Raw genomic sequence first — 22042 nt, 5'->3', positions numbered from 1 at the left:
GCCTTGCAGCTAGCCGGAATTCAGCCTGCGCGCCACCCGGCGGGACGCCGGGCGGTCACAGCGGTACCTGCGGCGAGCCACCCCAGTGAGTGTCATAGTTGAGTGTCATAGTGAGGACGGCCCCGACGAGGAAGCCGGTCAGCGCGCACCTGTCAAGGCGATGAGCAGCGGCACCAACGGACCATGACGCGGATCGCCACCGAAAATCTGCCGGGACGCTGACAACTCGGCGGGCGCATGCGGGTCGTTCAGGATTTCGGTGCTCATGGCGTCTCCTCAGCAGCGCTTGCAACGCTCTCGTGCTTCAGGATCACGCGGCCAGCAGCCAGCTGTCGTCAGGGCCAGTACCCCGACGCGCTGCCTGTAGTCCGCCATGCCGAGTACCTGTTAGCTGGAAATCAGCTGGAAATCATCAGCTGGAGAATTAGCTGAGCACGAGCTGCCGCTACTCCCCCGGCGAGAAGGAACTGGCTTGGTCCTACAGGGGGATCTCGATTAGCAAGGTGGTACCGCCACCGGCGGGGCTCGTCAATTGCAGGTTTCCGCCGACGGCTTGGATCCGGTCGCTGAGCCCGACCAGACCAGCTCCCCGGCGGAGGTCAGCTCCCCCGATCCCGTCATCTCGGATCACCAACCGCAACGTCGCGTCCTGGATGTGCAGCTCGACGTTCACCACCGAGGCCCGGGCATGTTTGGCTGCGTTGGTCAAGGCCTCAGACACAACGTAATAGGCTGCGACCTCGACCGACTCAGGCAGCCGCCGCTTTGCCTGCAGATCCAGCTCAACCGGCAGCGCCGAACGCCGGCACAACGCCCGCAACGCCGGGCCGAGGCCGCCCTCGGACAAAATCGCCGGGTGAATACCGTGCGCGATCTCCCGCACCTCGTCGAACACGCCCGACAGGCCCTCACTCAGGTGCGACAACACATCGTTCAGGTCACCCAACTGTTTGGGTACCGTCGCTTGCGCCATCCGCAAGTCCAACCCAAGAGAAACCAGTCGCTGCTGGATCCCGTCATGCAGATCGCGCTCGATCCGCCGGCGCGTCTCATCCGCGGCCGCCACAATCCGTGCCCGCGACGCCATCAACTCCGCTCGACTCTCGGCATTCGCAATCGCCATCGCCACCAACTCGGTGAAATTCGCTAGCCGAGTCTCGGTGGCAGCCGGCAACAATTGGCCCGGTCGCGAGTAAGTCGCCATTACCCCCCACAGACGGCCCTCGACAATGATCGGCGCCCCGACACCGGCCCCGACTCCAGCCTCGCGGCCGACGTCAGTGAGCTGCCCGGAGGTATCGACGTAGGCGTCAATACGTCCACTATGTCCGGTCACGAAGACTAGCGTGGCGAGGTCCTCTCCGCCAAGGCTCCACCGACGGCCAACGAGCATGTGTTGTGCGGTTTGGCCCCAGCCGGCGACGACCGTCACTGTCCCGTCGGGGGCGTAACGGCCTAGGCCCGCGAACTCGACGGACATCAGCCGACCGGCTTCGGCTATGACAGCCGCGAACACCTCCTCCGGCGGCACCCCCTGAGCGACCAAAGTCGCGACCCGCCGCAAAGCGGCCTGCTCCTCTGCCAGCTCGCGCAACTCTTCGCCGGTGACCGGTGTTTGCCGTTCGTCCACGATCCCGGGTTGCCTCCGGCATTGGGCCACGGCTCTCTGTCAGCGTGACGACGCGAGTTTCCACAGCCATCCTCGCACCTGAAGATCCTTGGTCTCAAGATGCCCACGCGATGGGATTCGCGATGTTATCCGCGATGGGATTGCCGCCAGCCTGACATCGATCGCATGGGTGTTAGGGCGACTTCCAGTTAGTGGGTACCAGCGACGGCGGCTGGCTGGGATGACCTGGGCGTCCGCATTTGCGATGTTCAAGTTGGCGCATTGTGTCGGACACAGCGGAGGACGGTCGAGAAGATTCATGCAGGTTCACAGGGCGTCACTTGCGCCGATCTCCTCCAACGCCTGGCTTCGCAATCTTGCTGCGCCGGTCCGAGACTTCCTGCGCACCGAAACACTGGGTGCGGTGGTGCTCGTCGCGGCCACCGCGCTGGCGCTGGCGTGGGTTTCGATAGACAGCTCGTCCTACGACACAGTGTGGACGATGCAGATCAGCGTCCGCGTCGGCGGCGCCGGAGTCACTCAGAATCTGCAGCAGTGGGTCAACGGCGGCCTGATGACCTTCTTCTTCCTCGTTGTGGGCGTCGAGGCGCGACGTGAGTTCGACCTCGGCGACCTTCGTGACCGGCGACGCCTCGCGCTGCCTGCAGCTGCAGCACTCGGCGGGATGCTGGTCCCGATCGCGATCTACCTGCTGCTCAACGCGGGGCAGCCATCGGCCCGTGGTTGGGGGACGGCGATGTCGACCGACACGGCGTTCTCCTTGGGAATCCTCGCGTTGGTCGGGCGTAAGTTCCCGTCGAGTCTGCGCACGTTCATCCTCACGATTGCGGTCGCCGACGATCTGGTGGCCTTCGCCGTGCTTGCTACGGCCTACACGAAAACGCTGCGGCTCGCGGCGCTGCTCGCAGGACTCGGTGTCCTCGTGCTCGTATTTGTCGCCCGATCAAGGGGAATCCGCAACGGCTTCGTCTACACCATCCTCGGGCTTGCGGCGTGGATCGCAATGCAGAAGTCAGGCGTGACCCCTGTCCTGGTTGGCGTAGTAATGGGCTTGGCCGCGATGGCCTATCCGGCCGCACGTGTTGATCTCGAACGGGCCAGCGACCAGTTCCGGGTGTTCCGCGAGCAGCCCACCTCGGAATACGCGCACACGGCGAGAGAGGGCGTGCGCACTGCTATTTCACCGAACGAGCGTCTGCAGCAGATGTACCACCCACTCAGCAGCTACGTGATTGTCCCGGTCTTCGCGCTTGCCAACGCTGGGATCCCGATCGACGGTCAGTTCCTTTCCCACGCATTCACCTCACCAATCACGCTCGGCATCGTGCTCGGCTACGTCGTCGGCAAGCCGGTTGGCGTCGCGCTGAGCACCTGGCTGGTAACCCGCCTCAGTCACGGTCGGGTACGGCCGCCCGTCGGATGGGGATCCGTCCTCGCGGGGGGCGCGTCCGCGGCGATCGGCTTCACCGTCTCACTGCTGATCGCGACGCTCGCGTTCGACGGCGTGGATCTGCAAGAGGCCAAGCTCGGCATACTCAGCGCCGGGGTATTCGCGTTTGCCCTTACCTGGGTGGTGCTTCGAGCGATGACAATGCTCCCTGAGCGATTGCAGCTGCGGGCAGTGATGGGCAGTTCGCAGACCCTCGTTGACCTGGCCGTAGCGGTCGATGCACGCGATCACGTGCGCGGCCCCGACGACGCACCCGTCACGCTCGTCGAGTATGGCGACTTTGAGTGTGCGTACTGCGGACAAGCCGAACCGGTCGTCCGAGGTCTGCTCGCCGACTTCGGCGATCTGCGGTATGTGTGGCGACACCTGCCGCTCAACGACGTCCACCCACATGCCCAGCTCGCCGCCGAGGCGGCCGAATTCGCCGCCAAGCACGGGAAGTTCTGGGAGATGCACGACCTGCTGATCGCTCATCAGCAGGAACTTGAGGCGCGGGACCTGCTGCATTACGCAGCCGAGCTCGGCCTCGATGTCGAGCGACTCCGTGAGGTGCTCCGCAAGCGAACGCTGGCGCCCCGCGTCCAGAAGGACATCGATTCCGCCGATCTCAGTGGCGTATCCGGTACTCCGACCTTTTTCGTCAACGGGCGCCGGCACTACGGCGCCTACGACATCGCTACCCTGTCCGCCGAAGTTCGCGCAGCCCAGGCACGTGCCGCAGTCGCCACCCCGGCTACCGTTCCTCGCCGACGGCAACAGCCCTGGTCTCACCCCCGTGCGCGATCGGGAGCATCGTCGCGAGCCAGCGCCAGCAGTTCGGCTGCGCTTACGGCAGATTCGACCACGTCGAGCCCGGATTCATGATGCGGGTTCACCAGCTCCTCGATCTGTGAGGCCCTCGACTGCTTACCCCTGGTTCGGGATCCGATGTCGGATTACCGTTGCCCTGTGGACAAGCTGATGCGGCGTCTGCTCGACGCCTCACTTCAGCGGCGATCGGCGCGCTGGCGGAGGGCGAACTGGGCTGTGGCGGTCGTCGGCCCCGCGCTCATCGCCGTTGCTCTGGTGCCGATCCGATCGTCGAACGGCTTGGCCAGCGTGCTGTTGTGCACGCTGCTGCTCGTCGTGGTCACGGCAGCTATCGGCGGGGTGGCACCAGCTCTCACTGCCGCTGTAATCGGGTTCGGAGCGGGCGACTTCTTCTTCACACCCCCTTACGACAGCTTGGGTATCCACCCCTCGGCCGACTGGGTGGCGCTGACCGCCTTCGTAGTCGTCGGCGCGATCGTAGGAACCGCGACGGGAGTGTTGATCGACCAACTGGCCAGCCTCGCCAACGAACAAGCCGCGCTGCGCCGGGTCGCGACGCTCGTGGCACGAGCCGCCCCGCCGGACGAGCTGCTCGCCGCCGTCTGCCAGGTTGTCGGTGAACTCCTCGCCGTCGACACCACCACGATGCACCGCTACGGCGGCGATGACGCGATCACCGTCGTCGCCAACTGGGACAAGACCGGCCACCGCACACCTCTTGGAACCAGCTACTTGCTCGGCGGCCACAACATCAGCACACTCGTCGCCCAGACCGGCGGTCCCGCCCGGATAGACGACTACACCCATAGCTCCGGCCCTCTCGCCGCCAGGGCACGGGAGACAGGCTCCCGCTCAGGGGTCGGAACGCCGGTAACGGTCGAAGGCCGGCTGTGGGGGGTCATGATCGTGGGATCGACCCGCGAGCCATTGCCCGCCGATACCGAAGCGCGCCTGGCTGATTTCACCGACCTCGTGGCAACCGCGATCGCGAACGCCGAGAGCCGAGCCGAGCTGGCCGCCTCCCGGGCCCGCGTCCTCGCCTCGGCCGACGAAGCCCGCCGACGCATCGAGCGCAACCTGCACGATGGCGCACAGCAGCGTCTCGTCTCCCTCGGCCTCGAACTCCGCCTGGCCCAGAACATGACACCCGCCGAACTACCGGAACTCAATGCGCGCTTAGCCGGTGCTGCCAACAGCGTGACCGACATCGGGGACGAACTACGCGAGATCTCCCGAGGCGTCCACCCTGAGGTCCTCTCCAAAGGAGGAATCGGCCCGGCCATCAAGATGCTCGCCCGCCGCTCCGCGATACCGGTCGAACTCGACGTACGCGCCAGCCAACGATTGCCCGACTGGCTCGAAGTCGCCGCGTACTACGTCGTATCAGAGGCCCTCACCAACGCAGCCAAACACTCTCAAGCATCGCTGGTACACATCAGCTTCGAAACGAAAGACGCCGTCGTCCAACTCTCAGTCCGCGACGATGGCATCGGCGGAGCAGACCCCACCCAGGGCTCCGGACTAATCGGCCTCCGCGACCGGGTGGAAGCATTCGGCGGAAAGATCGAGATCGCCAGCACCGCCGCAATCGGAACCCGCCTGCAGGTCAGCATCCCGATCCAGCGTCACTGATCGTCCGCACGATCCGACCATCCGCATGCGATCTCATGCTTACGCCATCGAGGGATATTCGGATTGAGTGATCTCGTCGCGCGGGCTGAGGTCAAAGAGCTCGCGCAGCGCTTCGAGATGGACAGAGCCGTTCGCGTCCGTGGCCAGATCTCGGGCGCGGACGGTCAGCCCGTGCAGAACCTTGCGCAGGGTGCGGTGCACCGTCGCGGACGCCTCCGTCCGTTGCACGTCGTTCAGGCCAGGGAGCCGGTCTTGGAGCCGTTCCAACTCTGCGTCAGCGAGCCGTCTGATCTGGAGGTGCATCGCAGCGATGAGGGGTTCAGCCGACGCCTGTTCCTGCTGGTTCAGGTACACCGACTTGGCCTCGGCGACCAGTGCCCGCACCTGAGGAACCTGCTCGGGTAGCGCCGCACCGGCGAGGTGTCGGCCGAGCCCCTGCAGGTCGACCAGTCTTACCCCGGCGAGGCCGCCGACGGTGGGGTCGACGTTGGGTGGCAGGCCCAGATCCAGGACGAACCTCCGGCGGCCGACTGAGCCGTGCAACTGCTCGGCCAGGTGCTCGGGGTGCAGGACAGGTTTGGCGGAACCGCTGGCGCAGATCAAGATGTCGGCCAGCGCCATCGCCACTGCGACCTCGGCGCCGAGCGCGGGCGTGCCATGGACGACCGCACTCAGATCAGTAACTCGTGCCGGATCGCGCCCAGCGATGGTCAGCCGGCCGACGCCGGCCTCACGCAGCAGCCTGGCCGCGAGCTTGCCCATGCTGCCGGTCCCTACGACGACGGCATGACGGTCGCTCAGCGGGCCGAGGTGCTCAGCGGCCAAACCGACACCAGCTCGCGCGAGCGAAATGCCCGCAGTGCTGATCGTCGTCTCTGTCCGGGCCTGTTTGCTTACCCGTAGCGCGGCGTCGATCAAGCCGAGGATGGCGGGACCGGCGGTTCCTGCTCCGGCAGCCGCACGGGCCGCCGTCTTGATCTGGGCGACGATCTGTTGCTCACCGATCGCCATCGATTCCAGCCCACACGCGACTGAGAACAAATGCTCGGCCGCGTCGCCGGCGACTCGCACGTCGATCACTTTCATCAGCTCGGCCGGGTCGAACTGCCCGCGGGCGGCCAGCAGGTTGCCGACGACACCTATTGCTTCTGAGATGTCACCGTCCGTGGCTACGTACACCTCAACCCGATTGCAGGTGGCGAGCACGGCTACCTCGTCAATAGGCGGTTCGGCGTGCAACCGTGCTGAGACGTGGCCCAGATCGGCCGAAGGCACGGCAAGCCGTTCGAGCACCTCGATCGGAGCCGATCGATGGGACACGCTCAGGCTTACGATCCTCATCACGTTGACCATTCGTTCTGGAATTGCGCTAGATCAGGAGTGTCCGGCTCGCACGAACGCCAGCCTCGACCCGCTCGCCGAGGTCCTTGTCGACGTTGTTCCAGTATTCAAAGGCGCGCACCAGCACCGCTTCGGAAACCCCATCGAGAAGATGTCCGACGATGTTGTTGACCAGATGCTCACGTTCGGCATCGCCCATCACGTCGCGGACCAGTGTGCCGGCCTGACCCCAATCGTCGTCCTCGGCATGCAACGTCTGAGCCGCTCGAACCATGCTCCCGTCGGCGTACCAGCCGGTCGGCTCGCCGATTCCCTCACTCTCAGCCCGTGGGCCGCCCTTGGAGTTCGGCGCGTAGACCGGGTCAGACACCAAGTTGTAGCGCATCGCCCCGTCCTTGCTGTAGCTGTGTACTGGCGAGACGGGCGCGTTGACCGGCAACTGGTTGTAATTCGTACCGATCCGGGCGCGGTGGGCGTCCGGGTAGGCGAACATCCGGCCCAGCAGCATCTTGTCTGGGCTCGGGCCGATACCGCGCACGAGGTTGCTCGGCTCCACGGCCAGTTGTTCGATCTGCGAGTGGTAGTCGGTGGGGTTGCGGTCCAAGGTCATCCGTCCGACCTCGACCAGCGGGTAGTCGGCATGCGGCCACACCTTCGTCATGTCGAACGGGTTGAACCGGTAGTTCGCGGCGTCCTCGAACGGCATGATCTGCACCTTGAGAGTCCAGCTGGGGAACTCACGCCGCCCGATCGCCTCGAACAGATCGCGAGTGTGAAAATCGCCGTCAGCTGAGGCGAGCGCATCGGCTTCAGCCTGCGTGAGGCATTGGACGCCTTGGTCGCTGATGAAGTGGTACTTCACCCAGAACCGCTCGGCCTGCACGTTGGCCCACATGTAGGTATGCGAGCTGTAGCCGTTCATGTGCCGCCAGGTGCGCGGGATACCGCGATCGCCCATCAACCAGGTCACCTGATGGGCGGACTCGGGCGAGAGCGTCCAAAAATCCCACTGCATCTCGTGATCGCGAAGGTTGTTGTCGGCACGACGTTTCTGCGACCGGATGAAATGCTGGAACTTCATCGGATCCCGGAGAAAGAACACTGGCGTGTTGTTACCGACCATGTCGTAGTTGCCTTCGGTCGTATAGAACTTGATCGCGAAACCTCGCGGGTCGCGCCAGGTGTCCGGGCTGCCACGTTCTCCGGCCACGGTGGAGAACCTTGCGACCAAGTCGGTCGTGATCCCGGGCTGGAACAGCGCAGCCTCGGTGTAGACGCTCACGTCGTTAGTGACCTCGAACCGCCCGAAGGCGCCGCTGCCTTTGGCGTGCGGCTGCCGCTCGGGAACCCGCTCGCGATTGAACTGGGCCATCTGTTCGATGGCGTAGTGATCATGTAGCAGGATCGGGCCGTCCCGGCCGACCGTGAGCGAATGCTCATCGCTTTGAACGGGAATTCCGGCATCCGTTGTTGTCGGCCTGGGTCGTGTGCTCGTCATATTGGGCTTCTCCTCAATCGATGGGACCGAGATCTACTGGGCAGTGGAGAACTGGGCGGATGCGCGAGGTCCAGCTCGATCCTGCGATACATCAACGATTCCGCGCAGGCAATGCGCGGGCATCGTTGCTAGCAGGCGTTGAAACCTCCGGCTAGCAGGAATTCCGAAGCAGCCCGCTGAGCCGGAGCTGTGGCGTCGGGCGTGACGTCGGGCGTGACGTCGGGCGTGAGAAGGTGGCCGCCGTCCAGCCGAATGATGTGCTCCGTGGACGACAGATCCGCCTGGTTGCGATCGTGGATCGCCGCGACGATGGTCGTGTCGGGCAGGGCAGAACGCAGGTTCGCAAGTACGCGGCGAGCGGTCGCGGTGTCGAGGCCTTCGGTCGGCTCGTCCAGCAGGAGCAGCCGGGGCCGGCGAAGGTAGCCCTGGGCAACGGCCAGCCGCCTGCGCTGACCACCGGACAGGTACTCCCCGCCCGGGCCGACGGCGGTCAATAGCTGGACGGAATCCGCGAGTGCGACGACCCGCAATGCGTCCGCCAATTCATCCGGCGTGGCGCTCGGACGGGCCAGGCGGAGGTTGTCCGCCACGGTTCCGCTGAGAATGCTGCTGTCCTGCTCGATCAGGGTGATGCTGGCTACCCGCTGCTCGTAGTCGACCGCGTAGGGGTCCAGACCGCCGATCCGAACCCGGCCCGTTGCGCTCGGGAACTCACCGGCCATGACGGCGAGCAGCGTCGATTTGCCAGCTCCAGACGGGCCGGTGAGCACGACGAACCCACCGGCGGGGATCTCCAACCGCGCGACGTCGACAACGTCTGCACCGCCGTACCCCGCTGAGACACCTGACAGCACAACGTCCCCGCGTCCTCGGCCAGGTGACGGGCCTGAGCTCGTGCCGCCCGGCGACGGGTCGTCGGACGAGCCGCGCAGGCCGAATCCGGTCAGTTCCCGCAGGCGACGCCAAGCTGTGCGCGTTTGGGCAAGCGCCTCACCCGCCGAGCTGAGACCCTTTGCCGCTTCGAAGAGTGCCATGGCGACGAACACTGCGAGGGCGAGGATCGCCGGGTCCAGCGTGTGGCCGAGAAAGCCGGATCCGCTGGCGAGAATTATCGCGACGGTGATGCACGCACCAGCGGCGATGATCGCCTCCCCTGCAGCCTCACGGCCCGACAGGCGCTTACGAGTCGCAGCGAGCACATCAAAGCGCGCACGCAAATCGTCTGCGGCCAGACTGCCAGCTCCGAAGCTGGCCAGCTCCGGGCGGCCATCGAGCGTCTCTACCAGCCGAGAACGCGCGGCGGATCGCTCCGTCGTCAGGTGCTCGGCAAGCTGCCTGCTACCGCGGCTCAGGATCAGGTCGAAGATCAAGACAGCAAGCAGCACGAGTCCGGCGATAAGGCCGAAAAACGGGCGCACAAGCGTCAGCACGGCCAGGCCACCGGCGGCCACCACGCTGCAGACCGCACCCGGCAGTACGACACCGAGGACGGCGCGATCGAGGGTGTCAACGTCGGCCTGAACCCGGTCCAGCAGATCACCGCTGCGCAGGGCGCGCAACCGACCGATCGGCAAGCGGGTCGCCGAGGCGAATACCCTTCCGCGAATGTAGGCAAGCAGATCGAGCGTCGAGCGGTGGGTCGAGAGCCGCTCTCCGTAGCGGCCAGCAGTGCGCGCCAAGGCCAGGGCTTCGACTCCCGCGCTCGGGTACAGCCACGAGAAGCCTGACGTGTTCGAGAGCCCGGTCTGGGCGCATCGCACGATGAACCAGCCAGCCAGGCCCATCAAGCCGGCCGAGGCCGAGGCCGCGACGATGGCGAACAACAATCCCAGCGCCAGCTGCCGACCGGGACGGGCCATCGGCGTCGGGACGGCCAACTCAGCCATGGAGCTTGCCGTCCTCGAGTTCGACGATGTGATCGGTCATCGCGAGTACCTGGTCGGAATGGCTCGCGACGAGCGCCGTCCTGCCGTGGAGCAGCCGTTCGAGCGGTTCCAGCAAGGATTCTTCGGTCTCGCGGTCGAGGTGGGCGGTGGGTTCATCGACGATGAGCAGAGCTGCGCTGCTGAGAAAGGCCCGCGCGATCGCCAGTCGCTGGGCCTCGCCACCGGACAGACCCCAGCCGCGCTCACCGAGAATCGTGTCGAGGCCCTCCGGCAGCCGACGCAACACCGCAGAGAGCTGGGCCGACTCGATCGCCGCCCACATCTGTTTCGGCGACAGGTCGGGCTGCCCAAGCGCCAGGTTCTCCGCCACAGAACCTGCGAACAGGTAGGGCTGCTGCCCGATCAGCAAGGCACGGTTGCTATTGACGGCGCTCCGCCCGTCGAGCCGCGCAGTGCCTTCCGTCGGCAACTGCCAACCGCCGGCGACCCGGAGCAGGGTGGACTTGCCGGACCCGGACGCGCCAGCCACACCGAGCACCCGGCCCGGCCGGAGATACAGATCGACATCACGCAAAGCTGGCCTCGCCCGACCCGCGAACCGAACCGTGACGCCCTCGAGCTGCACTGCGGGCGACGGTCGCGTCCACACTGACGGCGCTGCTGATGGCGCTTCTTTCGATGCGCCCTGCACCCGCACTACTTTCGTCAACGGTTGCAACACTTCCGCGGCAGCGATGGCCTCCTGCCCCTGGTGGTATGCGGCGGCATATCGCCGTAGCGGCAAGAAGAACTCTGGAGCGAGCAATAGGACGAAGACCGCTGACCGTGCATCGATATGCGCCGGCAGCAGGGGTACGTGCACGTAGCCGAGCAGGGTCGCGCCGGTGTACATCGCCACCACTCCGATGGCGAAGGTAGCGACCCATTCCAGCGCCGTCGAGGCGAGGAACGCCACCCGCAACACCGCAGCCGTCCGTCGTGACAGCTCGTTGGCAGCCCGCTCGACGGCGCGGCGCTCGTGGCGGATGGCACCGAGCGCCCGCAACGTGCTCGTCGCCTGCAGCCGCTCGAGCACCCGGTTCGACAGCTCGCCGATCTGGGTCAGCTGTCTCCGGCTCAGCTCCGCCGCGCCGAGCCCGGTGACCGCCATGTTCAGCGGCACGATCGGCATCGACACCAACAGCAGCAGGCCGACGACCCAACTCGCCGGGAACACCGCAGCCAGAATTGCGACCGGAACAACACAGGCCGCGAAGGCCGCGCGTCCGTAGCCGCGGAAGTATTCCTCCAGCTGGGGCAGGTGTTCCGCGACCGCCGCTGCGCCCCGGCCGGTGCTGACCGAGATGCGCGCGGGGTCGGCCAGCACGAGCGAATCGATCAGTTCGGCCCGCACCGCGGACTCGACGTGAGTGGCGCCGAGCGCCGCGAGTCGGTTCGCGGCGAAACCAGCGGAGGCGGCCACGAGGCCTCCGATCACAACACCGTCGATCGAGCCGGTGAGGTCACCGGCGCCGCGATCGCCGATCGCCGCGACGCTGAGCGCCGCGATGTTCCAGCAGGCCAGGATGGTGCCGAGCGCCGCGGCCAGATCACACACCCCCGCTGACAGAAAGAACCGGCTGCCGGGTCGACGACTGGCGATCAGCCAGTCGCGAGCCGCCCGTGAGCGGGCTCGGGCCGGCACCTCGGGCTTCGACGGCGCATCAGTCTTGGCAGGAGCCGCGATCGGCTGCCCTCCGCTGGCGATACCGCGCGAGGCGGTCGCCGTGTCGATGCTCATCGTTGCGATCGCCGCGTCGTGAACCAGGTAGTGATGACGGTGGTCAACATCAGGCCGATCAGCAAGGGATCGAACCAGACGCCCCGTTCGCTGAAGTCATTCTCGGCGGCCAGAATCGCTGCCGCCCACACCGGCAGTAGGACCACGAAGACGAGAACCCGAGCCCACAACGGCCATTTCCGATCGACCATCTCAGTAACTTCCCTTCAACTCGAGAGCTGACGGCGTCTGCGTTGGCGCGGCTGGCTCTCCGGTACGCGGCACCGCTTCGGTTGCCGATCGGCTCCGGAAGACCCAGTGAGAATAGATTCCGTAGGCGACCGTCCCGGGGCCGATGAGACCGATCATGGCGGTGAGGAACACCAGCGTCGACCGGCTTGCCGCCGCCGAATACACCGTGACTGACGGGGGAACCAGCTGCGGGTAGTACAGACTGACCAGCGCGACCAGCCCACCGGTCTGTGCCGCGGCTGCGGCGAAGAAGCCCACCTGGCGCGGACCGCGCCCGGCGCGACGGTAGACCGTCCAGAACCCCCCGGCCGCAAGCAGTACGCCGTAACCGAAGGGCAGCCACCGATCGACACCGGCGAGCGATAGCCGCGCACTGGTGGCGACCGGCAGGAGCACGGCGCAGAGCAGCGAGGCCACAGCGGCTGCAACCGTCAGCCGACGCAGCACCCGGCGGGGCATGCCGCTGGCGTCCCAGCCCAGCTTTGCCTGTAGCTGCGTGGCGCCGGCCCACGCATAGAGCAGGACGGTCGCGCAGCCGGTAAGTAGCGCATAGCCATGGCCGAGGAAGTCCCAGGTCCCGCCGGCGAAGCGGTGGTCGATCACTGGTAGCCCGCAGAGCAGGCCGCCGAACAGCAGCCCCTGGGCAAAGGCCGCGACCAGCGAACCGACGCCGAAGAGCCGGCCCCAGATCCGGTTGAAACCACGGCGTTGCAAGGTCATCTCCAGGGCGAAGCCGCGAAAGATGAGCCCGAAGAGCATGAGGCAAATGGGCAGATAGAGGCCGGGCAACGCGGTCGCATACGCCTCGGGGAACCCGGCCATCAGCCCGATTGCCAGCAGGATGATCCAGGACTCGTTTCCATCCCACACGTTGCCGACGAGCTCGACCCTGGCACGGTTGCGAACCGGGTTGCGCTGCAGCAAGGTGAGCGCACCGATCCCGAGGTCGTAGCCATCAATGACGACATACACGAGCAGCGCCAGCAGCAAGATCAGCATCCAGAAGAAGGTCATCGAGGCTCACCCACTCCGGCGAGGACGAGGGCTGCCGGCGATGACGGCTCGGTACGGTCCGGCTGCGTATCGTGTGCCGAAGACTCGTCCGGTGGCGTTAGCTCTGCGGGGCCGGTGCGCACTTCACGGACCACATGACGCACCCAGGCGGTAAACAATCCGAGGTAGATGAGCCAAAACGCGACCAGGGTTGCAATCACCTCGCCGGTGCTCAGTGAAGATGCCGAATTCGACACCAGCAGTTTTCCGTTGACCAGCCATGGTTGGCGACCGCTCTCGGACACCACCCAGCCGGCGATCGTGGCGAAGACCCCAACCGGAAGCGTCCAGAGGACGAGCCGCAGGAACCACCGCTCGGAATAGAGACGCCGTCTCATTCGCATGATGAGCCCGACGAATGCGACGCTGAACATACCCCAAGCAGCGAAGATCATGACCTTGAAACCGTAGAACGTTGCCCAGACGGACGGTTGCAGCGATGGGGGAAACGACTTCAGACCCGGTACGGGAGTGGTGCCCGAGAAATTGTGAAAGACGAAGACGCTCGCGGCGTGCGGAATGCTGAGCGTGAACCTATCGCGCTGTTTCGGCTGATCCGGTATGACGATCAAGTTCCACCCGGTGTTGCCGTTGTTGAAGTTGCCTTCGGCCGCCGTTACCTTGGCTGGCTGGTAGACGGCGCTGACGTAGGTTGCCGTGCTGTCCCCGACGTAAAGCTGAATTGGCAACAGCAGCGCCGCGGCCAACAGACCGATCGACATCGTCTTGCGCGCGAATGGCAGCGCGCGATGCTTGAGCAGGTAGTAGGCGCCAATGGCGGCGACGAACCAGGAAGCCGAGATCAAGACAGCCAGAACCATGTGCGGCAGCCGCCAGACGAACGCTGGGTTGAAGATCACGTGGTACCAGCTGGTCGGCTGGAATTGACCGTTCACCTCCTTGTAGCCGGTCGGCGTCTGCATCCAGGAGTTGGCCGCCAGGATCCACGTCGTGGACAGCAGCGCTCCCAGCGCGACCAAGCAGGTTGCGATCAACGTGACCCTGCGACTGACCCGCCCTTCGCCGTAAAGCACTATCCCGATGAAACCAGCTTCGAGGAAGAACGCGGTCAGCGCCTCGAGACAGATGATCGGACCCAGAATCGGACCGACCGCCCAAGCGTAGGCGCCCCAGTTGAGCCCCAACTCGAAGGTCAAAACGATCCCGGCCACGATGCCCAGCGCGAAGCCGACCGCGAAGATCTTGCGCCAGAAGCGATACATCTGCAGGTACAGCGGGTTATTGGTCTTGCAGTAACACGCGTAACAGATGACCAGGAAGATTGACAGCCCGACCGACAACGCCGGAAAGGTCATGTGGAAGGCCGCGGTCGTGGCGAACTGCCAACGAGAGAGGCTGATGAGACCTGCCGATGCCATTTAGTTGACTCCTAACCGGTGTTGACGGTGCGCCTAGCTGGGCGCCATTTCGCTGATGACGGCGCGGACGGCGCCCACGATGGCCACGGCGATGAGGACGACGAAGACGAACATCACGTCTCGTGCCGAGGCGTACTGCGTTGCGATGCCGAGGCCGACGACTGGTACGGACAGGCCGATGTAGGCGCCCAGGAAGTATCCGGACAGCACCTCGGCCCGCGACTGCGCCGGGGCGGTCGCCCCGGCGGCGATCAAGGCGCCCCGGAACACAAGCCCGGCGCCAGCACCTGCGAACACGCCGCCGACGACAAACATCGCCAGGCTCGGCAGCCACATTCCCCCGACCAGCAGGGCCAGTCCGGGGATCAGTACGTACCCGCTCACGCGCAGCATGAGCCTCAATTCGGCGCGAATGAAGGCGATCTGCGTTACGGCGCCGGCCGCAAACGCAGCGAAGGCAACCGCCCCGGCCACGGCGTAGGAGCTCTCGTGCAGGGTCTCGGCTAGGAAGCTCGGCGCGAGGGAGTTGAAGACCCCGTAGACGGCGAACGCGGCGGCACCGGCTGAGGTCGCGGCGAAGAACCCGCGGCGCGCGTGGCGCGGCACAGCGATCCGCTGTGGGTGCCACGACGGCTTCGGCTCGGGCCGCTGGGTCGTCTCGGGCGAGACGATGATCAGGGCGGCGAGAACCACCAGCGTCAGTCCGAACACGATGTAAGGCAGCCGCAATGGCTGGGGGGCGTACTGCGCGAGCAACCCGGCCACCAGTGGCCCCAGTCCGATGCCGCCGAGGTTCGCGACGGTCGCGACCACCTGTGCCCGTCGGGGTGACCGTGGCCGGTCCGCGCCGAGGGTCCCCACATGCAGTTCAGCCAGGTACGCAGTTGCGGTCGCCGTCGTCAGACCGACGGACACTCCGCAGATGACTCGCGCGACTAACAGACCTGCCAGGCTCGGAACGAACAGGAAGACCAACGCGCTCAGTACATTTATCAGCAGCGCCGGCACGAACACCCGCTTGCGTCCAAGCCAGTCAGAGACGTGACCGCCAAGGAAAAGGCTGACGATGACGCCCACCGCGTAAACGGCGTACACCACGGTCACCATGAAGGTCGAGAAATGGTCGCGCCGCTGATACAGCACGTAGAGCGGGGTCGGTACCGCGGAGAAGCCCATACTGATCATGAACGCAACCGTCGCCGTCCAGAACCCGAACGAGTGGCGCCGACTGACCGCGGTCGTCGAAGGCGCTCCCTCGCTGACGGCACCGCCCGCCCCAGCGGTGGTGGCAATGGTCATGACTTGGCTCTCCCTGTCGCAGCGTTTGGCACCGATCACGCTTCCCGATCAGGGCAACACGTGTCTTCAAAGCCAGCACCAGTCCAGACGTGAGGCCAGCCAGGCTTGAGAATTCCGGTTAGCCGCTTGAGAAATTCCGGTTAGCAGCAATGTCCGCCTTCGAGTCGAGCGGACAAGCTTCAGCTGCTCGCTGCAGAGTCACCGGCAACCGCGCCTGCCCTTAGGTCTTGGGTGAGACCGCCGTGCTCGCGTCGTCCAGCGGGATCTCGATCAGTAGCGCGGTTCCGACCCCTACCGGGCTGGTGACCTGCAAGGAGCCGCCGAGTGCCTCAATGCGATCACGGAGTCCGATTAGCCCGGACCCCTGGCTGAGATCCGCTCCGCCGACCCCGTCGTCGCGGATTACCAGGTGCAGGTATGCGTCTTCGGTGTTGAGTTCGACGTTCACCACCGATGCCTGCGCGTGCTTGGCCGCATTGGACAATGCCTCTGAGACCACGTAGTAAGCGGCGACCTCGACTGGCTCCAGTAGCGGTCGCTCGGCGTGTACGTCCAGCTCCACCGGCAATACCGAACGTCGGCACAGCGCCCGGAGCGCCCGATGGAGACCGCCTTCGGACAGAATTGCCGGGTGAATGCCGTGGGAAATCTCGCGCAGCTCGTCAAACACGCTCCCCAGCTCCTGGGCAACCTGGGATAACGCGCCCTCGAGCTCGCCGAGCTGCGGGGGCACCGTCGCCTGCGCCATACGTAGTTCCAGTCCGAGCGAAACGAGTCGCTGCTGGATACCGTCGTGCAAATCACGCTCAATGCGCCTGCGTGTCTCATCTGCGGCGGCGACGATCCTGGCGCGCGAGGCCATGAGTTCGGCGCGGCTCTCCGCGTTCGCGATCGCCGTCGCCACCAGCTCGGTAAATGAGGCTAGCCGCTCTTCGGTGTCCGCTGGGAGCAGGTGGTCGCGGTCCGAGTAGCTGGCGATCATGCCCCAAACTCGGCCTTCGACAATGACCGGCGTCCCGACTCCTGAGCCGAAACCTTGCTCTCGGGCCGTCACACCAAGGGGCCCGGAAGCTTCTGCGTAACCATCGATCCGGGCCGCGTGACCGGTTTTGTAGATCGACGTGACAACGTTTCTTCCCTCGAGTGGCCAGCGGCTACCAACTGGAAAGTGGTTCTCTATATGGCCCGACGTGGCCATCACCGTGCCCGTACCGTCGGCTTCGAAGCGAGCCAAACTCGCGAAGGTAACAGGCAGAAGTCGCATGACTTCTCCGACGACCGCCGCGAACACTTCCTCCGGGGGTACTGCACGCGCCACCAGCGTCGCCACCCGCCGCAGCGCGGCCTGTTCATCGACCAGCCTCGCCAGCTCAGCGCGGCTGTCAGCATTGGCGATCGCCGTCGCCACCAGCTCGGTGAATGTCTCCAGCCGGGCCTCGATGTTCACTGGCAGCGGTTGACCCAGGGCCGCGAAGGTGGCCATCACCCCCCACAAACGGCCCTCGACGATGACCGGCGTGCCGACGCCCGCACCGATTCCGGCCTGGCTGCCGGTGTCGGTAAGCTGCCCAGAGGTATCGGTGTACGTGTCGATCCGGGCGGCACGACCGGTCTCGAATACAAGCGTGGCGACGTCGTTTCCCCCGAGATTCCAGCGGCGACCGACCGGAATGTGTTGGCCCTTCCTACCCCAGGCGGCGACGAGGGTAATAGCTCCGCCGCGCTCGTAGCGGCCCAGTCCCGCGAACTCCAGGCGCAGCAGTCTGCACGCTTCCTCAATGACGGCGGCGAATACGTCCTGTGGCGGCACCCCTCGTGCAACCAGGGAGGTGACCCGGCGTAGCGCTGCCTGTTCCTCGGCAAGGCGCGCGAGACCGGCTCGACCTTCGGCGTTCGCGATCGCCGTCGCGACAAGCTCGGTGAAGGCCGTCAGACGCGATTCGGTGGCCTGCGGGAAGCGCGGGTCGGTCTGCTTCGCGTGAACAAACAGAGCCCCCCACAGTCGCCCCTCGACAACGATCGGACTGCCCACCGAGGACCCGATCCCGAGCTCGTCTCGGACGAAAGCAGCGATACTGCCGGCGACGCCGCGGTAGTCATCGATCCGTACAGCTCGACGCGTCAGAAAGATCTCCGACGCGATATCGCCGCCGTCGAGCGGCCACGGACCCGGAACGAGCGGGTGCGAGCCGTCGCGCTCGGCCTCGGGCGGCCAGGTAGCCAATACGGTCACCGTGTCATCGCTGTCGAAGCGTGCCATCCCGGCGAGATACGTGCCGAGCAGCAGCCCGAGCTCTTCGGTGACCACCGCGAACACCTCTTCCGGCCGCACCCCACGCGCCACCAGCGTCGCGACCCTGCGTAACGCTGCCTGCTCGTCGGCCAGCCGGGACAGTTGGGCGCGGCTCTCTGCGTTCGCGACGGCCGTCGCCATGAGCTCGGCGAAATTGGACAGGCGCGCGTCGATGCCGGTCGGCACCTGCTGACCCGTGGAGGGGTAGGCGGCCAACACTCCCCAGAGCCGGCCGTCAACCAGGAGTGGGACCCCCACACCCGAGCCGACAGCGTCCCCGAGTGTCAACTGGCTGCCAACAGCGGGCGCGAACCCGCCTGCGCCGTTCCACGAGGCCACGATGGTCACCGTGCCATCGGACACCGTGGCATCGGACACCGTGCCATCGGACTCGTAGCGACCCAAGGTCGCGCAATCGAAGGCGAGCAACCGGCCGGCGTCTGCTATGACCGACGCGAACAACTCTTCGGGCGGCATCCCACGCGCCACCAGCGTCGCCGCCTGGCGCAGCACCACTTGCTCATCGCCTAGTACACGCAACTCGTCATGGCTCAACGACGTCGCCATCCCCTCAGGATCACAGACCGCCCCCGGCGCACTGTCCGACGGCAAGGTGCCAGCACGGGGGTGCGAGCTTGCACTGCCCATCTTCGCGCCGATACACCCGCGCGCTCAAGGCCAACCTTTGCCAAATACCGCTCAAACAGCGAACAAATACCGCACAAATACCTCCACGGGGATTGGCGTCTGGTCCTCGTGCCCGGGCTGAACGTGTAGATGTCACGCTAGCGACATGGATATCCCCTCTCCGATGGACCTCAGCGGACGCGTTGCCATCGTTACCGGCGCCGGAAGTCCGGCTGGAATCGGCTTCGCCACCGCCGAGCTACTCGGCCAGCTCGGCGCCTCGCTCGTCCTCGCCGCCACGACCGAGCGCGTCCACGACCGGGTCGCGGACCTGGCAAACCACCAAGTACCGGTGAGCGGTCTTGTGGGTGACCTCAGCCGTCCGGCGGCCGCGACAGCATTGGTCGAGCACGCCCTGCAGCGCTTCGGGCGCCTGGACATCCTGGTGAACAATGCCGGCATGATCTCGCAGTCGGATCCGGACTTCCAGGACGGAAGCATCGATTCGATAGATCTGAACTCGTGGCACGCATCTCTCGCTCGCAATCTGGACACTGCGTTTCTTGTGAGCAAATCAGCGCTACCCGCCATGCGCGAGCAGGGGTGGGGACGAATCGTCATGATCTCCAGCGTTACCGGGCCAGTCATGGCCATGCGAGCCGATGTCAGCTACGCAACGGCAAAAGCAGGCATGATCGGTTTGACCCGGGCACTTGCCGTGGACCTGGCCGAGCACAACATCACGGTCAACGCCGTTGCACCCGGGTGGATCGCGACGGCATCTCAAACGGTTCACGAACAAGCGCAAGGATTGAGCACTCCGAGCGGCCGCAGCGCCAGGCCGGGAGAGGTTGCATTCGTTGCGGCCTCCCTCTGCTGTCCCGGAGCGTCCTATCTAACTGGACAATGCATAGTAGTCGACGGCGGAAATTCGATCGCCGAGGAGCGTTCCAGCTGACCGAAGCTCAAAGCCCCGGCGGTCGAGTCCAGCCTCTCGGCCGCAATCGGAATACAGCTAGCGGGCATTGCAACGGTTTGGCTAGCCGGAGACGCCGATGAGCGCTGGCCACGATGACGACGGACCCCCGTCGGGTAACGATTGGAATGGCCGATCCGGCCAAGCCGGGTGTGCGACCGGACGGACGCGCTAGACCGTTCCCGCACGGTCACAAGCAGCCGTGCATCATTGCTCCATAAGGAGATTGGCATGACGACCGTGCAAGTCCCCACCCGCGCGCCGGACCAGCCGTGCGTCGACTGCCTCGACCTTTCGGTGTCGTCGGGAGGTAGCAGGCCGTCCGTACCCCGTGGAGTGGCGTTCTGGCTGGTGGCGTTGATATTGGTCGTCACGATGCTGGGCACCACGCTGCCGACCCCGCTGTACGTCATCTACCAGTCTCAGTGGCACTTCTCCGCAGCCATCGTCACGGTGACATTCGCCGTCTACGCCGCGGCGGTCATGGCCACTCTGCTGCTAGCGGGGCGTTCCTCGGACCAAGCGGGACGCAAGCCGGTGCTCGCAGTGGCTCTCGCGGCAAGCGCAATAAGCACCGTCGTGTTCATCTTGGCTCCTGACGTCGGCGCGCTCATCGCCGCGCGAATCGTGTCTGGGCTGTCAGCTGGCCTCATGACCGGAACGGCAACTGCCACCCTCACCGAGCTTGTCCCGGCCTCGCGCGGCCGCCGGGCATCGCTGGCAGCGACGGCAGCCAACATGGGCGGCCTCGGCCTCGGCCCACTCTTCGCTGGGCTGTTCGCCCAGTACGCGCCACACCCCACGGTCCTCGTATTCGAGGTGTACCTCGCGGTGCTGGCAGGCGCCGCCGTCTGCCTGTTCCTGGTACCCGAGACAGTTCGTTCGCGGCGCCGCCCCACCTTCCGCTTCGTCGGCCTGGGTTTACCCGAGCAGGGGCGAGGCGAGTTCGTCGCAGCCGGCGTGGCCGCGTTCGCTGCCTTCTCCCTGCTCGGTCTGTTCTTCGCTCTTGCGCCGACATTTCTCGGCAACGTATTGCACGAGAGCAGCCATGCAGTCCAGGGCGCCGTCGTGTTCCTGCTGATGGCGGTGGGAACCGTCACTCAGCTCCTGCTGTCCCGATTCAGCAGCCGCCGGGTCATGCTGGCCGGACTCGGACTTTTCCTGGTCGCACTGGCCCTGATCGTCGCAGCCCTCTCCCAGGCCACGCTGGCCCTGTTTCTGGTCGGGACGGTCGTGGGAGGAACTGCCGTCGGCGCCGTCTTCATGGGCAGCCTTGCCACCGCGAACCGCCTGTCCCCGCCCGAACGGCGTGGTCAGGCCATCTCCACCTACTTCATGGCGTGCTACAGCGGCCTGATCATTCCCGTGGTCGGCGTCGGGGTAGCTTCCGGCTTCATCGGGGACTTCCGAGCGGTGCTAGGGTTCTCCATCCTGGTCGCTGCCCTGTCGATGTTCTCCCTCGCCAGCATCCGGAAGTCGCTGTGAAATTGCCCGTGAATGTCGCTGTGAAATTGCCTATGAAATTCCGCTGCGGTCAACTCCCCTGCGCGATCAGCACGCCACGACCTGCAAAGAATCGATCGAACAGGTCGAGCGGCATCTTGACCACCCTGCGAGTAATACTGGTATGTCCAGAGGGGTTGTGAAAACTAATCGTCCCCGGCGCAGCGCTATAGGCGAGTACGAGATGACCCCCGCGCACTAATGGACGGACTCCGCCAGCGGCGTGTCGAATCGCCGAATGCACCGAGACCATCGCGAGATCACCACGACCTAAATCGCCGATCAACGACTTCAGCGACAGGTCAGTGTCGACCCTGGCGGAGAGATTCCACCTCGCGGCGAGGTATTCGACGAACGGGCCATAAACGAGCCCGCGCACTCCCCCAGGACGCAACGTATATCCGCCGAATTGCAGAACATCGTTGGCCAAAGTCACCGTGCCCGGACTCTGGCCAACGTGTTCGGTCAGGATGCTCTTGAGGCACGCCATGCCACAGACTCGCCAGCTCCAGAATTCGTATTCCTCCGCTGTGCGCGCGCCCGAGTTCTGCCAAGCCGGATCGTCTCGAGCACGAACGTCACCGCGCAAGATCGCCGGGATGAGCGTCGCCGTTTCCCACTGGGAAAAGTACGTCGGCACCGCGCCCCGCCGAC

General features: G+C 65.5%; 16 protein-coding genes. 4 read left to right on the top strand and 12 right to left on the bottom strand.

The genetic code is table 11. From position 1 onward, the window contains the following. Positions 1-138: 138 nt before the first annotated feature. Together ACSMXN_RS06860 and ACSMXN_RS06855 are read right to left on the bottom strand one after the other, a co-directional pair. Positions 139-267 carry a hypothetical protein gene (locus ACSMXN_RS06860; RefSeq protein WP_022914113.1) on the bottom strand — a complete coding sequence of 43 codons (129 nt, stop codon included), beginning with the start codon at positions 265-267 and terminating at the stop codon, positions 139-141. 211 nt (positions 268-478) lie between these two features. Beyond that, positions 479-1630, bottom strand: coding sequence for a GAF domain-containing sensor histidine kinase (locus ACSMXN_RS06855; RefSeq protein WP_051148936.1), 1152 nt, complete (start codon positions 1628-1630; stop codon positions 479-481). A gap of 298 nt (positions 1631-1928) precedes the next feature. Here ACSMXN_RS06855 and nhaA point away from each other — a divergent pair, with 298 nt between their 5' ends. Then, positions 1929-3944: a Na+/H+ antiporter NhaA gene (gene nhaA, locus ACSMXN_RS06850; protein ID WP_022914114.1), complete on the top strand. Its 2016-nt coding sequence runs from the start codon at positions 1929-1931 to the stop codon at positions 3942-3944. A gap of 84 nt (positions 3945-4028) precedes the next feature. Next, on the top strand, positions 4029-5522 hold the full coding sequence (locus tag ACSMXN_RS06845) for a sensor histidine kinase (protein WP_022914115.1): 1494 nt from the start codon (positions 4029-4031) through the stop codon (positions 5520-5522). 39 nt (positions 5523-5561) lie between these two features. On the opposite strand, the gene hemA is transcribed toward ACSMXN_RS06845, so the two are convergent. From hemA to ACSMXN_RS06800, 9 genes are all read right to left on the bottom strand, one after another. Next, entirely contained in the window at positions 5562-6863 is a 1302-nt protein-coding gene (gene hemA / locus ACSMXN_RS06840; protein ID WP_196811338.1) for a glutamyl-tRNA reductase, read from the bottom strand. Between the two features lie 28 nt (positions 6864-6891). Beyond that, entirely contained in the window at positions 6892-8361 is a 1470-nt protein-coding gene (locus ACSMXN_RS06835) for a catalase (protein ID WP_022914117.1), read from the bottom strand. Positions 8362-8489: 128 nt separating this feature from the next. Further along, positions 8490-10247, bottom strand: a complete 1758-nt coding sequence (gene cydC / locus ACSMXN_RS06830) for a thiol reductant ABC exporter subunit CydC (RefSeq protein WP_022914118.1) — start codon at positions 10245-10247, stop codon at positions 8490-8492. Then, positions 10240-12027: an ATP-binding cassette domain-containing protein gene (locus tag ACSMXN_RS06825; RefSeq protein WP_022914119.1), complete on the bottom strand. Its 1788-nt coding sequence runs from the start codon at positions 12025-12027 to the stop codon at positions 10240-10242. The genes cydC and ACSMXN_RS06825 overlap by 8 nt, the downstream gene beginning before the upstream one ends. Continuing rightward, the gene (locus ACSMXN_RS06820) at positions 12024-12218 is read right to left on the bottom strand and encodes a hypothetical protein (protein ID WP_022914120.1); all 195 of its coding nucleotides are present in this window, start codon (positions 12216-12218) and stop codon (positions 12024-12026) included. Before ACSMXN_RS06820 ends, ACSMXN_RS06825 begins: the two co-directional genes overlap by 4 nt. Before the next feature lies 1 nt (position 12219). Beyond that, entirely contained in the window at positions 12220-13272 is a 1053-nt protein-coding gene (locus ACSMXN_RS06815) for a cytochrome d ubiquinol oxidase subunit II (RefSeq protein WP_022914121.1), read from the bottom strand. After that, the gene (locus tag ACSMXN_RS06810) at positions 13269-14690 is read right to left on the bottom strand and encodes a cytochrome ubiquinol oxidase subunit I (protein ID WP_022914122.1); all 1422 of its coding nucleotides are present in this window, start codon (positions 14688-14690) and stop codon (positions 13269-13271) included. The genes ACSMXN_RS06815 and ACSMXN_RS06810 overlap by 4 nt, the downstream gene beginning before the upstream one ends. A 33-nt stretch (positions 14691-14723) precedes the next feature. Then, positions 14724-15989: an MFS transporter gene (locus tag ACSMXN_RS06805; protein WP_022914123.1), complete on the bottom strand. Its 1266-nt coding sequence runs from the start codon at positions 15987-15989 to the stop codon at positions 14724-14726. A 220-nt stretch (positions 15990-16209) separates the two neighbouring features. Further along, positions 16210-18849, bottom strand: coding sequence for a GAF domain-containing sensor histidine kinase (locus tag ACSMXN_RS06800; protein WP_022914124.1), 2640 nt, complete (start codon positions 18847-18849; stop codon positions 16210-16212). Positions 18850-19075: 226 nt separating this feature from the next. Here ACSMXN_RS06800 and ACSMXN_RS06795 point away from each other — a divergent pair, with 226 nt between their 5' ends. Then, positions 19076-19867 carry an SDR family oxidoreductase gene (locus tag ACSMXN_RS06795; RefSeq protein WP_027139634.1) on the top strand — a complete coding sequence of 264 codons (792 nt, stop codon included), beginning with the start codon at positions 19076-19078 and terminating at the stop codon, positions 19865-19867. A gap of 249 nt (positions 19868-20116) precedes the next feature. Further along, the gene (locus ACSMXN_RS06790) at positions 20117-21370 is read left to right on the top strand and encodes an MFS transporter (RefSeq protein ID WP_081649193.1); all 1254 of its coding nucleotides are present in this window, start codon (positions 20117-20119) and stop codon (positions 21368-21370) included. Positions 21371-21419: 49 nt separating this feature from the next. Here ACSMXN_RS06790 and ACSMXN_RS06785 read toward each other — a convergent pair whose 3' ends face one another. Beyond that, on the bottom strand, positions 21420-22028 hold the full coding sequence (locus ACSMXN_RS06785; protein ID WP_022914127.1) for a hypothetical protein: 609 nt from the start codon (positions 22026-22028) through the stop codon (positions 21420-21422). Positions 22029-22042: the final 14 nt, after the last annotated feature.

Source organism: Parajatrophihabitans canadensis (genome assembly GCF_053764775.1).
The sequence above is the reverse complement of the archived record's forward strand: the minus strand, read 5'-3'. Positions and strand labels throughout refer to the sequence as shown.